Origin of the sequence: Rhodococcus sp. Ni2 (genome assembly GCF_021352185.1) — a bacterium.
In the GTDB taxonomy this organism is placed as follows: Bacteria; Actinomycetota; Actinomycetes; order Mycobacteriales; family Mycobacteriaceae; genus Rhodococcus_F; species Rhodococcus_F qingshengii.
Map to the genome: position 1 here is coordinate 1,280,690 of NZ_WOXZ01000002.1, position 16,388 is coordinate 1,297,077.

Annotated in this window: 15 protein-coding genes; 12 read left to right on the forward strand and 3 right to left on the reverse strand. The window is 63.7% G+C overall.

Going from position 1 to position 16,388, the window contains the following annotated elements; genetic code table 11:
• Window positions 1-40 precede the first annotated feature (40 nt).
• The 5 genes from GN300_RS19645 to GN300_RS19665 all read left to right on the forward strand — a co-directional run bounded on the left by GN300_RS19645 (window position 41) and on the right by GN300_RS19665 (window position 4,749).
• Window positions 41-511, forward strand: a complete 471-nt coding sequence (locus GN300_RS19645; protein WP_003941890.1) for a MarR family winged helix-turn-helix transcriptional regulator — start codon at window positions 41-43, stop codon at window positions 509-511.
• The gene (locus tag GN300_RS19650) at window positions 508-2,040 is read left to right on the forward strand and encodes a DHA2 family efflux MFS transporter permease subunit (protein WP_058227496.1); all 1,533 of its coding nucleotides are present in this window, start codon (window positions 508-510) and stop codon (window positions 2,038-2,040) included. The genes GN300_RS19645 and GN300_RS19650 overlap by 4 nt, the downstream gene beginning before the upstream one ends.
• 147 nt (window positions 2,041-2,187) lie before the next feature.
• Window positions 2,188-3,282, forward strand: a complete 1,095-nt coding sequence (locus GN300_RS19655; protein ID WP_007728412.1) for an LLM class flavin-dependent oxidoreductase — start codon at window positions 2,188-2,190, stop codon at window positions 3,280-3,282.
• The gene (locus GN300_RS19660; protein ID WP_054187814.1) at window positions 3,269-3,742 is read left to right on the forward strand and encodes a MarR family winged helix-turn-helix transcriptional regulator; all 474 of its coding nucleotides are present in this window, start codon (window positions 3,269-3,271) and stop codon (window positions 3,740-3,742) included. The genes GN300_RS19655 and GN300_RS19660 overlap by 14 nt, the downstream gene beginning before the upstream one ends.
• 20 nt (window positions 3,743-3,762) lie before the next feature.
• On the forward strand, window positions 3,763-4,749 hold the full coding sequence (locus GN300_RS19665) for a pirin family protein (protein WP_039972959.1): 987 nt from the start codon (window positions 3,763-3,765) through the stop codon (window positions 4,747-4,749).
• A gap of 40 nt (window positions 4,750-4,789) precedes the next feature.
• Here the strand turns inward: GN300_RS19665 and GN300_RS19670 are convergent, their stop codons facing one another.
• The 3 genes from GN300_RS19670 to GN300_RS19680 are packed head-to-tail and all read right to left on the reverse strand — an operon-like array spanning window position 4,790 to window position 7,019.
• Complete coding sequence (locus GN300_RS19670; RefSeq protein ID WP_063314747.1) at window positions 4,790-5,317, reverse strand: gamma carbonic anhydrase family protein; 528 nt, start codon at window positions 5,315-5,317, stop codon at window positions 4,790-4,792.
• A gap of 44 nt (window positions 5,318-5,361) precedes the next feature.
• Complete coding sequence (locus tag GN300_RS19675; RefSeq protein ID WP_007728407.1) at window positions 5,362-6,222, reverse strand: DMT family transporter; 861 nt, start codon at window positions 6,220-6,222, stop codon at window positions 5,362-5,364.
• Window positions 6,219-7,019, reverse strand: a complete 801-nt coding sequence (locus tag GN300_RS19680; RefSeq protein ID WP_063314746.1) for a crotonase/enoyl-CoA hydratase family protein — start codon at window positions 7,017-7,019, stop codon at window positions 6,219-6,221. Before GN300_RS19680 ends, GN300_RS19675 begins: the two co-directional genes overlap by 4 nt.
• A 109-nt stretch (window positions 7,020-7,128) precedes the next feature.
• Here GN300_RS19680 and GN300_RS19685 point away from each other — a divergent pair, with 109 nt between their 5' ends.
• Genes GN300_RS19685 through GN300_RS19715 form a run of 7 tightly spaced genes read left to right on the forward strand, consistent with a single transcriptional unit; the run spans window position 7,129 to window position 16,361 of the window.
• The gene (locus tag GN300_RS19685; RefSeq protein ID WP_003941918.1) at window positions 7,129-7,950 is read left to right on the forward strand and encodes a TIGR03084 family metal-binding protein; all 822 of its coding nucleotides are present in this window, start codon (window positions 7,129-7,131) and stop codon (window positions 7,948-7,950) included.
• Window positions 7,947-9,668, forward strand: coding sequence for an acyclic terpene utilization AtuA family protein (locus GN300_RS19690; protein ID WP_063314745.1), 1,722 nt, complete (start codon window positions 7,947-7,949; stop codon window positions 9,666-9,668). Before GN300_RS19685 ends, GN300_RS19690 begins: the two co-directional genes overlap by 4 nt.
• Window positions 9,665-10,813 carry an acyl-CoA dehydrogenase family protein gene (locus tag GN300_RS19695; protein ID WP_007728404.1) on the forward strand — a complete coding sequence of 383 codons (1,149 nt, stop codon included), beginning with the start codon at window positions 9,665-9,667 and terminating at the stop codon, window positions 10,811-10,813. The genes GN300_RS19690 and GN300_RS19695 overlap by 4 nt, the downstream gene beginning before the upstream one ends.
• Complete coding sequence (locus GN300_RS19700; RefSeq protein ID WP_063314744.1) at window positions 10,810-12,408, forward strand: acyl-CoA carboxylase subunit beta; 1,599 nt, start codon at window positions 10,810-10,812, stop codon at window positions 12,406-12,408. The genes GN300_RS19695 and GN300_RS19700 overlap by 4 nt, the downstream gene beginning before the upstream one ends.
• Before the next feature lie 8 nt (window positions 12,409-12,416).
• Complete coding sequence (locus GN300_RS19705) at window positions 12,417-14,402, forward strand: biotin carboxylase N-terminal domain-containing protein (RefSeq protein WP_063315118.1); 1,986 nt, start codon at window positions 12,417-12,419, stop codon at window positions 14,400-14,402.
• Window positions 14,402-15,562 (forward strand): acyl-CoA dehydrogenase family protein, encoded by a 1,161-nt coding sequence (locus GN300_RS19710; protein ID WP_003942033.1) that lies wholly within the window; start codon window positions 14,402-14,404, stop codon window positions 15,560-15,562. The genes GN300_RS19705 and GN300_RS19710 overlap by 1 nt, the downstream gene beginning before the upstream one ends.
• Window positions 15,563-15,575: 13 nt before the next feature.
• Window positions 15,576-16,361: an enoyl-CoA hydratase family protein gene (locus GN300_RS19715; RefSeq protein ID WP_047268915.1), complete on the forward strand. Its 786-nt coding sequence runs from the start codon at window positions 15,576-15,578 to the stop codon at window positions 16,359-16,361.
• Window positions 16,362-16,388 lie beyond the last annotated feature (27 nt).

Genomic DNA, 16,388 nt, shown 5'->3' on the forward strand with positions numbered 1-16,388 from the left:
TCATTTGGGCAATAGTTGCAACCGCACTACCATTTGCCAGGTGATCGCTTCCGATTCTGATGACCTGTATGGAGCACTCGACGAGTTGTTCACTCGCCTGATGAGCGCCGGTGATTCGGAGTCGATCGATGCGTTGATCGAACTGGATCTCTCGTTCTCTCAGGTGCGTGTGCTGTTCGTACTTGCACAACGTGATGCGGCGATCCCGATCAACGAGGTTGCCGACGAGCTTCGGCTCTCGGTGGCAGCTACGGGGCGGAACATCGATCAGCTCGTGAACATGGGTCTGGTCGATCGCCGTGAAGACGAGCGGGACCGACGCGTCAAGCGGGTTTCCTTGTCGGAGGCCGGTCGTAAGGTGACGACCAACCACATCGAGTGCAAGCGCGGCCAGCTTCGCGAATTCGCGTCGCGTGTTCCTGAGCCAGAGCGGATTCGTTTGTTCGAGGCTCTCAAGCCCATTCTCGCGGGTGACTATCTGCGAGCACTTAACCAGGAGACTTCGCGATGACATCGCCGAACGCGCCGGCACCGGCGTCCGACAAACTTGACGGGGCGGTCCTCAAGATCGCTTCCGTGGTGGTGCTCGGCGCCATCATGTCGATTCTCGACGTAACCGTGGTGAGCGTCGCGCTCACCACCTTTGCCGAGGACTTCGAAACTTCGTACGCCACCGTCGCGTGGACGATGACGGCCTACACCCTCGCTTTGGCGACGGTCATTCCGGTTACCGGTTGGGCTGCCGACCGTTTCGGCACCAAGCGCCTCTACATGACGGCCCTGGTGCTGTTCGTGCTCGGTTCGGTCGCCTGTGCGATGGCGTGGGACATCACCTCGCTCATCGGCTTCCGTGTGCTCCAGGGCCTCGGCGGCGGCATGTTGATGCCGCTCGGTATGACCATCATGACCCGGGCCGCCGGTCCGGACCGCGTCGGTCGCGTCATGGCAGTTCTCGGTATCCCGATGCTGCTCGGCCCCATCGGTGGCCCGATTCTTGGTGGTTGGCTGATCGAGGCCGCGAGCTGGCACTGGATCTTCCTGATCAACCTGCCGATCGGCATCATCGCGTTGGCAGCAGCATTCATCATTCTGCCGTCCGACAAGGCGAAGCCTTCGGAGTCGTTCGACTTCCTCGGCATGATCCTGCTGTCGCCCGGCCTGGCGCTGTTCCTGTTCGGTGTGTCGTCCATCCCTGAGGTGGGAACCGTCGCGTCCGCTCGGGTTCTGGTGTCGGCCGGTATCGGTCTGGCACTGATCATCGCCTTCGTGTTCCACGCGCTCAACAAGGATCACCCGCTGATCGACCTGCACCTGTTCAAGAACCGTCAGTTGACCACCGCCGTCATCACGACGTCGCTGTTCATCGTCGCCTTCATGGGCGCCGGGTTGCTGTTCCCGAGCTACTTCATCCAGGTCGGCGGTCACACCACGCTCGCTGCCGGATTGTTGATGGCTCCGCAGGGTCTCGGCGCTATGGTCACCATGCCGATCGCTGGTCGACTGGTCGACAAGATCGGCCCGGGCAAGATCGTCCTGACCGGTTTGCCGCTGATTCTCATCGGTTTGGGTGTGTTCACACAGGTTGCCTCGGATTCCCCGACGTGGCTGCTGATGGGCGCCTTGTTCGTCATGGGCCTCGGTATGGGTTGCACCATGATGCCGCTGATGACCGCAGCTATCGTGACGCTCTCCAACGAGCAGATCGCTCGCGGCTCCACTCTGATGAACATCGTTCAGCAGACCGCAGGTTCGATCGGTACCGCCGTGATGTCGGTGGTCTTGACCAACCAGCTTCTCGATCGTGGCCTCGACACGACGATGGTCGGTGCGGCCTCGCACATTCCGACCGAACCGGGAAGTCCGGAGGAGTCTGCTGCGAATTCGATTCTCAGTGCGGCGTCGGATGCCTTCGGTAACACCTTCCTCGTTGCCACTGTGCTGATCGTCCTGACCCTCATCCCGGCGTTCTTCCTGCCGCGGAGCAAGACCACCAGGCCGGTGGCCGAGGGCGAGACGGCAACGCCGATCGTTATGCACTGACCGCTTTTCGGTAGATCGTTCGTCCAGGTGAGGGCGGCACACATCTTGTGTGCCGCCCTCACCTTTTTGCCGTGGAATACAGCTGGATGGTTGAATGTTTGATCAGTTACATGCAAACGCATGGATCTAGTTCGCGGAGGAGCAACCATGCAGTTCGGAATCTTCACGGTCGGTGACGTCACCACTGATCCCACGACGGGGGCGACCCCGACAGAGCACGAGCGCATCAAGGCCATGACGACCATCGCCAAGCACGCCGAGGAAGTCGGTCTCGACGTCTTCGCGACCGGCGAGCATCACAACAAGCCGTTCGTGCCGTCATCTCCGACCACGATGCTCGGATACATCGCGGCCCAGACCGAGAAGATCACGCTCTCCACGTCCACGACGCTGATCACCACCAATGACCCGGTGAAGATCGCCGAGGATTACGCGATGCTTCAACACCTCGCCGAGGGGCGCGTCGATCTGATGATGGGTCGCGGAAACACCGCGCCTGTGTACCCGTGGTTCGGCAAGGACATTCGCGCCGGTATCCCGTTGGCGCTCGAGAACTATCAACTTCTTCGCCGGCTCTGGGACGAGGAGGTCGTGAACTGGCAAGGGGAGTACCGCACTCCACTCCAGGGATTCACGTCCACACCGCGCCCGCTGGACGGCGTCGCGCCGTTCGTGTGGCACGGCTCGATCCGCAGCCCCGAGATCGCGGAGATCGCGGCGTATCACGGCGACGGATTCTTCGCGAACAACATCTTCTGGCCGAAAGAGCACTACATCGAGCTGATCAATCTTTACCGCCGGCGTTACGAGCATTACGGCCACGGGTCCGCGGATCAGGCGATCGTCGGTCTCGGTGGTCAGGTCTTCATGCGCAAGAACAGTCAGGACGCGGTCAAGGAATTCCGTCCGTATTTCGACAATGCTCCGGTGTACGGCCACGGGCCCTCACTCGAAGAGTTCACCGAGCAGACGCCGCTGACCGTCGGTTCCCCTGAACAGGTCATCGAGAAGACCTTGGCTTTTGCCGATTTCTTCGGTGACTACCAGCGCCAGCTGTTCCTGATGGATCACGCCGGACTGCCGCTGAAGACGGTGCTCGAGCAGCTCGATCTGCTCGGTGAGGAAGTTGTTCCGGTTCTGCGCCGTGAGTTCGCGGCCAGGCGGCCAGCACATGTGCCGGACAACCCGCCCACTCACGCGTCGATGAAGGCGGCTCGTGAGGCAAGCAGTGTCACTGCCTGACGAGCAACCGCCTGAGGTTCCGGTCAGCACCACCGAACTCGCCACCGACGCCTGGGAAGCCTTGTTTCGCGCCCAGGTGTCGGTGCTGCGGCGGCTCTCTGCCGACGACGTCTGGGATCAGGTGTCGATGCGCGAGTACGACGTGCTGTTCACGCTGAGTCTTGCGTCGAGTAGTTCCCTTCGCCTGCATGACCTGAATCGGGAGATATTGCTGAGCCAGCCTTCGCTCAGTCGCCTGGTGGAACGGTTGGAGGGCGAAGGTCTGGTGACGAGAAGTGTTGATCCACAGGATCGCCGCGGGACGATCGTGCAACTCACCGAAACGGGTGCAGCGCTGCAGAAATCAGTGGGTCGCCGTCATGCCGCGAGCATCCGCCGCCACGTCGGACCGGCCCTGGACGCGGATGAACTTCGACTGTTGGCCGAATTGTGCACGCGTCTGCGTCTCGCGCAGTCATGACTGGAGGCAGGATGGACGATATGAGTAACCTCGAAGCGCAGCCCGTCGAGCAGGAATGCGAAGGCCATCCGGCGGAGAGCGAGATTCAGATCCTCACCCCGCGCGACGTACCGCTCGGTGGCCCGCGGGCCATGCGAGTGCGACGCACCCTCCCGCAACGCGAGCGTTCGCTGATCGGGGGATGGTGTTTTGCAGATCATTACGGTCCGGATGACGTCGGCTCAGGACCGGGCATGCATGTGCCGCCGCATCCGCATACCGGTTTGCAGACGGTGAGTTGGCTGTTCACCGGAGAGATCGAGCACCGTGACAGCATCGGTTCCCATGCGATGGTGCGGCCGGGTGAACTGAATCTGATGACGGCCGGGAGTGGGATCGCGCACTCCGAGGTGTCGACGCCGAATACGAAGGTTCTGCACGGGATGCAGTTGTGGGTGGCCCTGCCGGATGCGGCGCGCGATACCGCACCCGCGTTCGTTCACTATCGACCGGAGCCGGTGACCACCGATGGTGTCACGCTCAGTGTGTTCCTCGGTTCGCTCGCCGGTGAAACGTCTCCGGTGTCTACCTTCACCGAATTACTCGGTGCCGAGGTGATTCTCGATCCTGGGGCCGAGATCGCCCTCGATGTCGATCGTTCACATGAGCACGGCGTGATCGTCGATCAAGGATCGGTTGTTCTGCGTGGTACCACTGTCGGCTGGGCCGAGTTGGGTTATCAAGCACCGGGTTTCGGAAAACTGACTTTGCGCAATCCGGGATCCGAACCGGCTCGACTGCTACTTCTCGGCGGGAAACCGTTGGGCGAGCAGGTCATCATGTGGTGGAACTTCATGGGCCGTACACACGAAGAGATCGTCGAGTATCGACGCAAGTGGCAGGCCGAGCTTGCCTCCGGATTCGACGGCAGCGTCCCGGACCGGCGTTTCGGCGTCGTGCCGGGATACGACGGTCCGGCGCTCCCGGCACCCGAGTTGCCGAACAGCACGTTGCGGCCCCGAGGCTAGTCGTTGCTCTTGCTGCTACCGGCCGCGAGCGTCGTTTCGATCAGGCTTGTTCGATGTCCTGGTGAGCCTTCGCGAGCATGATGTAGCCGGCGCCGTTGGCGGTGATACCGGCCTTTTCGCCTTCGGAGAGTTCACGTTTGACTTTGGCGGGCACGCCGGCGACCAGTGATCCAGGCGGGATTTGCATCCCCTGAGACACGACGGCACCGGCTGCAATCAGTGACCCCGAGCCGATGTGTGCGCCGTTGAGCACCACGGCACCCATGCCGACGAGAACGTCGTCTTCGACGGTGCACCCGTGCAGCACTGCGTTGTGGCCGACCGAGATTCGTTCGCCCAGCACTGCGGGGAACGTCGGGTCGGCGTGCACGGTGCAGTTGTCCTGAATGTTGGTGTCAGCGCCGATGGAGATCGATTCTGCGTCGCCGCGGATAACCGCGCCGTACCAGATGCTGGCTCCCGCAGCGATGGTCACCGCGCCGATAACGGTGGCGTTGGGTGCGATGAACGCACTTTCGTCGATCTGCGGGGTGTTACCGAGAACGGTGGCGATGATCGGGTTGGTCATGGTTCTCCTGTGCGTTGGAATGACGTGCTCTGACGGTACCTGGACTACTTCGCTGTGGGTTTTCGATTCATGACGACTGTGCCGACGCCCGCGGCCACCACCAGTGCGATGGCCACGAGTGTGAACGCGTCGAGCGTTTGCCCGATCACGAGGACTCCGGCCAGTGCGGCCGCTGCGGGTTCGAGGGCGATGAGGACGGCAAAGACTTTCTTGGCTAGAGAGCGCAGCGCCCACATTTCCAAGCTGTACGGGATGACGGACGAGAGGACGGCGACGGCTGCGCCTGCGGCGAGCATCGTCGGATCCAGCAGTTCACTTCCGCCCGAGACGACGCCGAAGGGCAGCGTCAATACGGCCGCGACGATGCTTGCGCCTGCCAACCCGTCGGCGCTCGGGAGCGTCGCGGCCAGGTGGGAACCGGCCACGATGTATCCGGCCCACGCAGTAGCGGCGATCAACGCGAACATCACCCCGATCGGGTCCAAACCGGATTCGCCGTGATCGCCCAACCCGAGCAGCAACACTCCGCCGAAGGCGAGCAGCACCCATGCTCCGTCGGCCCACCGACGAGACAGAACTGCGGCCAGGGTGAGCGGTCCGAGGAACTCGATGGTGACGGCCGTTCCGATGGGCACCGTGTCGAGGGCGAGGTAGAAGGCGCCGTTCATCACGGCGAGGGCGATGCCCAGCGCGAAGATGCCTTTGCGCTGCCGGTTCGACCATCTGCTCCATCGCGGGCGGACGATGACGCCGAGGATGATCGCGGCGATCGTCAGCCGCAGCGTCGTGGCTCCGGCCGGCCCGATCTGCGAGAACAGTGTCGTCGCGAATGCCGCTCCGAACTGGAGCGACAGTATCGACGTGAGGACTGCTCCGACCGGCAGTAGCTGACTGCCGGCCTTCATTCTCCGGTGAACTCGGGACTTCGACGCTCGAGCATCGCGGCGACGGCTTCGTGGTGATCTCGGGTGTGGTGGGCGATCGACTGCATGGCGGCCGAGAGTTCGAGCAAGCTCTCGAGGCTCTGGTGCTGGCCCTCGCGGAGGAGCTTTTTGGTCATGCGGAGTACCTGCGGGGGATTGGCGGCTACTCGAGCTGCCAAAGCGTGTGCAGCGGAAAGCAATTCCTCGGGCTCGGTCACCTGCGAGACCAGACCCCAGTCGAGTGCCTTCGCAGCATCGATCGGTTCACCGGTGAACGCCATCTCGGCCGCGCGGGCGTTGCCGATCGCGCGGAGGAGCAGCCACGCTCCGCCGTCGCCGGGAATGAGTCCTACCTTGACGAAACTCTCGGCGAAGACTGCGGCGGTCGAGGCGATGCGGAGGTCGCACATGAGTGAGAGGTCGCAGCCCGCTCCGATGGCCGGGCCGTTGACCGCCGCGATGGTCGGCACCTCACACGTGTACAGCGCGAGCGGGATGCGTTGGATGCCGTGCCGGTAGCCCTGGCGGATCTCGCCGGGTGCGCCACCGAACATGCCCTCCTTGTCTCGCATGTGCTTGACGTTGCCGCCGGAGGAGAAGGCCGATCCGGCCCCCGTCAGAATGACCGTGCGCACACTCTGATCTCGGTTGACCGCGGTGACTGCGTCTTCGAGGGCCTCGATCATGTCGATCTCGGAGATCGCATTGCGGGTGTCCGGGCGATTGAGGGTCCACGTGACCACATCGCCGGTTCGCGAGATCAGTACGGCGTCGCTCATGGGTGCTCCTGGTTGTCGATGGCAGTTGAACTCAGTCTCTCACCACAGGATTTCGCAATAACAATCATTCGTGCTTGATTTTTATGGATGTGGGTGTGATGCTGGTCGCATGGCCGAACTTCAGACGTTCATCGATGACTTGCGGGCCGAAGGCGAGAGCCTCGACGCCCTGGTTGCGGATCTGCCCGAGGAGAAGTGGGCGACAATGACGCCTGCGGAAGGGTGGACCATCGCACATCAGATCGGGCACCTGCACTGGACGGACAGTGCAGCGATCCTGGCGATCACCGACCCGGACGGGTTCGCGGAGCAGTTGAAGGCGGCGTTCGTGAACCCGGCAGGGTTTGTCGACGACGGTGCTGCCGAACAGGCGGCCCGCCAGCCGGCGGAGTTGCTCGCCGATTGGCGAGCGGGGCGCACCGCTCTCGTCGAGGCGCTCACCGCCGCCCCGGCCGGAACCAAGTTCCCCTGGTACGGCCCGCCCATGGGCGGTGTCTCCATGGCTACCGCGCGACTGATGGAGACGTGGGCGCACGGGCAGGACGTTGCCGACGCACTCGGCGTCGAACGCGCTCCGACGGCGCGCATCAAGAACATCGCTCACTTGGGTGTGCGGACGCGAAACTTCGCGTACTCGGTCAACGAGAAAACGCCGCCCGCCGACGATTTCCGGGTTGAGTTGACCGCGCCGGACGGGTCGCTCTGGACCTGGGGGCCGGAAGATGCACCGCAGAAGGTCACCGGGCCGGCGTTGGACTTCTGCCTGCTGGTTACCCAGCGCGCCAATCGCGCCGATCTCGATCTGGTCGCCGTGGGTGCCGACGCGGACGAGTGGCTCGGGTTCGCGCAGGCCTTTGCGGGACCCAGCGGTGAGGGACGAGCCGCCGTCGGATCCAGCGGTGAGGGACGAGCATCGAAGGTGGGCAAATGAGTTCGGTACGGATCGGTAACTGCTCCGGGTTCTACGGCGACCGCGTCTCGGCGATGCGCGAGATGCTCGAGGGCGGCGAACTCGACTACCTGACCGGCGACTACCTGGCCGAACTGACGATGTTGATCCTCGGGCGGGATCGGATGAAGGACCCGTCGCTCGGCTACGCGAAGACGTTCCTGCGGCAGGTGGAGGACACGCTCGGCCTTGCGCTCGACAAGGGGGTGAAGATCGTCGCGAATGCAGGCGGTCTCAATCCCGCCGGACTGGCCGACGCGTTGCGCGAGGTCAACACCAAGCTGGGGTTGAACGCAAAGATCGCCCACGTCGAGGGCGACGATTTGATCTCTCGGGCAGACGAACTCGGACTCGGCTCCCCACTGACGGCCAACGCGTACCTCGGCGCCTGGGGCATCGTCGAAGCATTGTCGGCCGACGCCGATGTCGTGGTCACCGGACGGGTCACCGATGCGTCGGTGATCGTCGGTCCGGCCGCTCACCATTTCGGTTGGAAGCGAGATGATTTCGATCAGCTTGCCGGTGCTGTCGCGGCTGGCCACGTCATCGAGTGCGGAACCCAGGCCACCGGCGGCAACTACGCGTTCTTCACAGAGATTCCCAATCTGGGCCGGCCTGGCTTCCCGGTCGCCGAGATCAACGCGGACGGATCTTCGGTCATCACCAAGCACGCCGGAACGGACGGCGAGGTGAGCGTCGGCACGGTGACGGCGCAGCTGCTGTACGAGATCACCGGTGGACGCTATGCAGGCCCGGACGTGACGACCCGCATCGACAACGCAGTGCTCACCCAGGAAGGCCCGGATCGGGTGCTGATCAGCGGCGTCACGGGCGAGGCTCCGCCGCCGCAGTACAAGGTCTCGCTGAACACGCTGGCCGGGTTCCGCAACGAGGCCACTTTCATTCTCACCGGTCTCGACATCGAGGCCAAGGCCGATCTGGCGAAGACTCAGCTCGAATCCTGGCTGACGAAGAAGCCCGCCGAACTGGTCTGGACTCTCGCTCGCACGGATCATCCGGATTCCGACACCGAGGAAACCGCGAGTGCGTTGCTGCGCTGCGTGGTTCGCGATTCCGACCCCAAGGTGATCGGTCGTCCTTTCTCCGCGGTTGCGGTGGAAATGGCACTTGCCAGCTACCCCGGCTTCTCGCTGACGGCTCCGCCGAGCAACGGCCAACCGTACGGAGTGTTCACCCCCGGCTACGTCGACGCGGGATCGGTGCCGCACGTGGCCGTACTGCCGGACGGCACGCGCGTGGACATCGCTCCGTCCACGTTGACGCAGGACCTCGAACCCGTCGGCGAACCGGAGCGTCCGGAGCCGTTGCCGCCACAGACGTCGCTTTCAGTACCACTCGGCACGATCGCCGGTGCCCGTAGCGGCGACAAGGGCGGAAATGCCAACGTCGGCGTCTGGGTTCGCACGGACGATCAGTGGAAGTGGTTGGCGCACACACTGACCGTCGAGATGCTCAAGGAACTGCTACCGGAAGCAGCAGACCTGAACGTCACTCGCTACCAGCTTCCGCACCTTCGTGCCGTCAACTTCGTGATCGAGGGAATTCTCGGTCAGGGTGTCGCCTCGCAGGCGCGGTTCGATCCGCAGGCCAAGGGAATTGGTGAATGGCTGCGTTCGCGCCACATCGACATCCCGATTTCGCTACTCCCCGTAACTGACGAGAAAGAGGATTCACGGTGACCGTGTGGACCACACCGGAAAGGCTTGCGCTTCGCGAGACCGTACGCGGATTCGTGAACCAGGAGATTCTGCCGCATCTGACGCAGTGGGAGCGAGACGGCGAGATTCCGCGCGAATTGCACCGCAAGGCAGGCGCTCTCGGACTCCTCGGGGCCAGCGCACCCGAATCGGCCGGTGGTGAGGGCGGCGACGCCGTCGACTCCATCGTGATCTGTGAGGAGATGCATCAGGCAGGTGCGTCGGGCGGGCTGTTCGCATCGCTCTTCACCTGCGGCATCGCGGTGCCGCACCTGATCGCGGCCGGCGACGAGGCGCAGATCGAGAAGTGGGTCAAGCCGACCCTGCGCGGCGACAAGATCGGCTCGCTCGCCATCACCGAGCCCGGCGGAGGCAGCGACGTCGGGCACCTGACAACTACAGCCAAGCGCGACGGCGATCATTACGTCGTGAACGGCGCCAAGACGTTCATCACCTCCGGCGTTCGAGCGGACTTCGTCGTTACAGCGGTGCGCACCGGTGGTCCCGGCGCGGGTGGTGTCTCACTGCTCGTGATCGAGAAGGGCACACCGGGATTCACCGTCTCGCGCAAACTCGAGAAGATGGGCTGGCGCGCATCCGATACCGCGGAACTCTCCTTTGTCGACGCCCGGGTTCCGGTGGAGAATCTGGTCGGTGCAGAGAACAGCGGCTTCGCGCAGATCGCCCAGGCATTTGTCTCCGAGCGGGTAGCGCTCGCCGCGCAGGCGTATGCCAGTGCAGAACGTTGCCTGGAGCTGACGCTCGAATGGTGCCGCGCCCGTGAGACTTTCGGTCGCCCCCTGATCAGTCGGCAGGCCGTCCAGAACACCGTCACCGAGATGGCCCGCAAGATCGACGTCGCCAAGGTGTACACGCACTCGGTGATCGAGCGGTACATGGCCGGTGACGGCGATCTGATCGCCGAGGTGTGCTTTGCGAAGAACACGGCAGTCGAGACGGGCGAATGGGTTGCGAACCAAGCTGTTCAGCTGTTCGGCGGCCTCGGATACATGCAGGAAAGCGAAGTGGAGAGGCAGTACCGGGACATGCGAATTCTGGGAATCGGTGGCGGAACCACCGAAATCCTCACCGGCCTCGCGGCCAAGCGATTGGGGTATCAGTCATGAGTGTCATCCGGTCAACACTGGACACCAATTCCGAGGTGTACAAGACCGCAACTTCGACCATGAACACCAAGCTCGCCGAGATCGAGGTCGAGCACGCCAAGGCGTTGGCGGGTGGCGGCGAGAAGTACACCGAGCGGCACCACAAGCGGGGAAAGCTCCTGGCACGCGAGCGGATCGAACTCCTGCTCGATCAGGATTCACCGTTCCTCGAACTGTGTCCCCTCGCTGCGTGGGGGAGTGACTTCCCGGTCGGCGCCAGCACCGTGGTCGGTATCGGCGTCGTCGAAGGTGTCGAATGCCTGATCGTCGCCAACGATCCCACCGTGCGCGGCGGCACCAGCAACCCGTGGACGCTGCGTAAGGGTTTCCGCGCCAACGACATCGCCATGCAGAACCGACTCCCGGTGATCTCCCTCGTAGAGTCCGGCGGCGCAGACTTGCCGACGCAGAAAGAGGTGTTCATCCCGGGCGGGCGTATGTTCCGTGACCTCACTCAGCTGTCCGCAGCCGGAATCCCCACCATTGCACTGGTCTTCGGTAACTCGACGGCCGGCGGTGCGTACATCCCGGGCATGTCCGACCACGTCGTGATGATCAAGGAACGCTCCAAGGTGTTCCTCGCAGGCCCGCCGCTGGTCAAGGTGGCCACCGGTGAGGAATCCGACGACGAGGCACTCGGCGGCGCCGAAATGCACGCTCGCAAGTCCGGGTTGGCCGACTACTTCGCCGCCGACGAGCAGGACGCGATCCGCATCGGGCGCTCGATCGTCAAGCGGCTCAACTGGACCAAGAAGGGGCCGGCGCCGCGCGCGGAGATCATCGAACCGCTCGAGGATCCGGAAGAGTTGCTCGGCATCGTTCCGGCCGACCTGAAGATCCCGTTCGATCCGCGTGAGGTCATCGCCCGTATCGTCGACGGTTCCGACTTCGACGAGTTCAAGCCGCTCTACGGTTCCTCCCTCGTGACCGGGTGGGCAGAGCTCAACGGCTACCCGATCGGCATCCTGGCGAACGCACGTGGAGTGCTCTTCAGTGAGGAATCACAGAAGGCCACGCAGTTCATCCAGCTCGCCAATCGTTCCAACACGCCGTTGCTGTTCCTGCACAACACCACCGGCTACATGGTGGGTAAGGAATACGAGGAGGGCGGCATGATCAAGCACGGATCGATGATGATCAATGCGGTTGCCAACTCCAAAGTTCCGCACATCTCGATCCTGCTCGGAGCGTCGTACGGCGCCGGTCACTACGGCATGTGCGGACGGGCGTTCGATCCGCGATTCCTCTTTGCCTGGCCCAGTTCCAAGTCCGCCGTCATGGGCGGTGCGCAGCTCGCCGGCGTCATCTCCATCGTGGGACGCGCTGCTGCCGAGGCGCGCGGCCAGGTCTTCGACGAGCAGGCCGACGCCGGCATGCGCGCGATGATCGAGAACCAGATCGAGGCCGAGTCACTTCCGATGTTCCTGTCGGGTCGTCTGTACGACGACGGCGTCATCGATCCCCGAGACACCCGCACCGTGGTGGGAATGTGCCTGTCGGCCATCGCCACCGCCCCGATCGAAGGCACCGAGAACTTCGGCGTCTTCCGTATGTGAGGCACGCCGTGACAATCACTTCAGTACTGGTCGCCAATCGTGGCGAAATCGCCCGCCGTGTCTTTGCAACCTGCCGCAAGAACGGAATCGGCACGGTCGCGGTATTTTCCGACGCAGATGCCGACAGCCCGCACGTCGCCGAAGCCGATGCTTCGGTTCGCCTGCCGGGTAACACGCCTGCCGAGACCTACTTGCGGGGTGAGCTCGTCATCGCCGCAGCCAAGGCTTCGGGCGCCGACGCGATTCACCCCGGATACGGATTCCTCTCCGAGAACGCGGAGTTCGCGCGCAGCGTCATCGACGCGGGACTGACGTGGATCGGCCCGCCCGTCGAATCCATCGAGCTCATGGGGTCGAAGGTCGAGTCCAAGAAGATCATGGACGCCGCCGGAGTGCCGGTGCTCTCCGAACTCGATCCCGCCGCGGTGACCGAGGCTCATCTGCCGGTGCTGATCAAGGCGTCGGCGGGCGGCGGCGGACGCGGAATGCGTGTCGTTCGTGAATTGTCGGCGCTGGACGGCGAACTGGAAGCGGCGCGGCGTGAGGCGCAGTCCGCTTTCGGCGACCCGACAGTCTTCTGTGAGCGGTACCTCGAGACCGGTCGGCACATCGAGGTTCAGGTCATGGCAGACCGCCACGGTGCGGTGTGGGCGGTGGGGGAGCGCGAGTGCTCGATCCAGCGTCGGCATCAGAAGGTGGTCGAAGAGGCACCGTCGCCGCTCGTGCAACGCATCCCCGCCATGCGCGACAAGCTGTTCGACGCCTCGCGGCTCGCCGCCAACGCCATCGGTTACGAAGGCGCAGGAACCGTTGAATTCCTGGCTGACGAAAAAGGCGACTTCTTCTTCCTGGAAATGAACACGCGTTTGCAGGTGGAGCATCCGGTCACCGAGTGCACCACTGGACTCGATCTGGTGGAACTCCAATTGCAGGTCGCTTCAGGTGAAGCACTTCCGGACGAACAGCCGGAGATCCGGGGGCATTCGATCGAAGTGCGCCTGTACGCCGAGGACCCCGCCAAGAACTGGCAGCCGCAGAGCGGAACCGTCCACCACATCGAGTTGCCCGGTGACCCGCAAGAATTCAGTGTTCTGCGTGAGCAGGGCGTTCGCCTCGACTCCGGCGTCGTCGACGGCAGTGTTGTCGGCGTCCACTACGACCCGATGTTGGCCAAGGTCATCTCGTACGCGCCGACGCGGACCGCAGCTGCCCGGCTGCTCGCATCGACGCTGGCGCGCACCAGGATTCACGGCCTGCGCACCAACCGCGACCTGCTCGTCAACGTCCTGGCCCACCCCGCCTTCATTGCCGGAGACACCGACACTGCCTTCTTCGAGACTCACGACCTCGAGAAGCTGTCTACGCCCTTGGCCGATACCGACGCCGAAAGACTCTCGGCGCTGGCGGCGGCACTTGCCGATGCCGCGCACAACCGGGCGTCGGCCCGCGTCATCGGCCGCTTGCCCAGCGGGTGGCGCAACCTCCCGTCGCAGCCGCAGAGCAAGAGCTATTCCACTGCGTCGGGCGACTACGACGTCCGCTACTCCCTGAGCCGAAGCGGCGTGCTGAGTGCAGAAGGCTTCGACGACGTGCGCCTGGTATCGGCAACTGCGACCCGGGTAGTGCTCGAGCAGAGCGGAGTACAGCGCTCGTTCGACGTTGCGGCCTACGGGAGTGAGATTTTTGTCGACTCCTCGCTCGGACCCGTCGCGTTGACGGCAGCACCGCGCTTCGTGGATCCGTCGGCAGAAGTCGCCGCCGGTTCGTTGCTCGCTCCGATGCCGGGATCGGTCATCCGCCTCGGTGCCGCACTCGGTGACACCGTCACCGCCGGCCAGCCGATTCTGTGGCTGGAGGCCATGAAGATGGAACACACCGTCACCGCGCCGACTGCCGGTGTCCTGGTGGAACTTCCGGTCGCCGTCGGCCAGCAGGTCGAGGTCGGATCGGTACTCGCACGTGTGGAAGAACCCGCTACAGAAGAGGAAGCATGATGAGTTTCATCGAAACCGAAGAGCAGAAGGAACTGCGGGCATCCGTTTCCAAACTGGGTGAGCGCTTCAACTACGTCGACTACGTGCTGCCCAAGGCGCGAAAGGGGGAGCCGCTCACCGAATTGTGGAACGAGGCGGGCAAACTCGGATTCCTGGGCGTCAACCTGCCGGAGGAATACGGCGGCGGCGGTGCAGGCATCTACGAACTCGCGCTGGTGCAGGAGGAATTGGCGGCGCAGGGTGCCGGTCTGCTCCTGGTTGTCGTATCCCCGGCCATCTGCGGCACCATCATCGGCAAGTACGGCACGGCGGAGCAGAAGCAGCAGTGGCTACCCAGCCTCGCCGACGGCTCCAAGATCATGGCGTTCGGAATCACCGAGGCCGACGCTGGTTCCAACTCTCATCAGATCACCACGACGGCACGCAGGGATGGAGACGACTGGATCCTGAGCGGCAACAAGATCTACATCTCGGGTGTCGATCAGGCTGACGCGGTCCTCGTCGTTGCGCGCACCGAGGACTCCAAGACGGGCAAGCTCAAGCCCGCTCTGTTCATCGTCCCCACGGATTCTCCCGGATTCGTGAAGACGCAGATGGAGATGGACATCATCGAACCGGACCACCAGTTCATCCTCTTCCTCGACGACGTCCGTCTGCCGGCCGACGCTCTGGTCGGCGAAGCCGATGCCGCCCTGATGCAGTTGTTCGCCGGCCTCAACCCCGAGCGCATCCTGGGTGCGTCGATGGCCATCGGCATGGGCCGTTACGCCCTGAATGCCGCAGTGAAGTTCGCCAACGAGCGCACGGTGTGGAAGACGCCGATCGGTGCGCACCAAGGTATTTCGCATCCACTCGCGCAGGTGAAGATCGAACTCGAGCTCGCCAAGCTGATGATGCAGAAGGCCGCGGTGCTCTACGACAGCGGTGACGATTTCGGTGCTGCCGAAGCCGCGAACATGGCAAAGTACGCCGCCGCCGAAGCCAGCATCAAGGCGCTCGATCAGGCGATCCAGACGCATGGCGGCGCAGGACTGACGAAGGAATACGGACTGGCCGCCATGCTCGGTGCGGCTCGTATCGCCCGTGTCGCGCCGGTGAGCCGCGAGATGATCCTCAACTTCGTCTCACAGCATTCCCTCGGTCTGCCACGGTCCTACTAGGAAGAGGCGACTCATGACGGATCAGGACAAGCCATACGTACGGTACGAAGTATCGGGCGGTGCTGCCACGATCACTCTCGACTCACCCCACAACCGCAACGCGATTTCGACGCGGTTGGTCACGGAGTTGCAGGCTGGGTTGACGGCGGCTGCCGCCGATCCGGCAGTTCGAGCGGTGGTACTCACCCACACCGGTGGAACATTCTGTGCGGGAGCCGATCTCAGTGAGGCCTCCGGTTCGTCCGCATCACCGGAGGACGCCGTCAAGGAGCGAGGACGGGGGATGCTGACACTCTTGCGCAGCATTCTCGAGCTTCCCAAGCCGGTGATCGGGCGGATCGACGGTCACGTCCGGGCCGGAGGCATGGGTCTTGTCGGGGCGTGCGACATCGTCGTCGCCGGACCGGCGAGCACCTTCGCGGTGACGGAATCACGGTTGGGTTTGGCAGCGTCCATCATCTCGCTCACGGTCCTGCCGAGGCTCGACCAGCGATCTGCGAGCCGCTATCTGCTCACCGGAGAGAAGTTCGGCCAGCACGAGGCCGAATCCATCGGACTCGTCACCGCCGCGTCGCAGGACACGGGGGAGTCGATCACCGAACTGCTCGGCACCTTGCGCCAATGTTCACCGCAGGGACTTGCCGAATCGAAGTGGATCACGACGCGTTCGGTCCTGGCTGGATTCGACCGGGACGGCGAGGAGATGATCGCGCAGTCGGCTCGGCTGTTTTCCTCCGACGAGGCTCGTGAGGGCATGATGTCCTTCTTGCAGAAGCGTCCAGCGGCCTGGGCGCAGTAGAAACTGCGCAGCTGGGACACAGAAGCG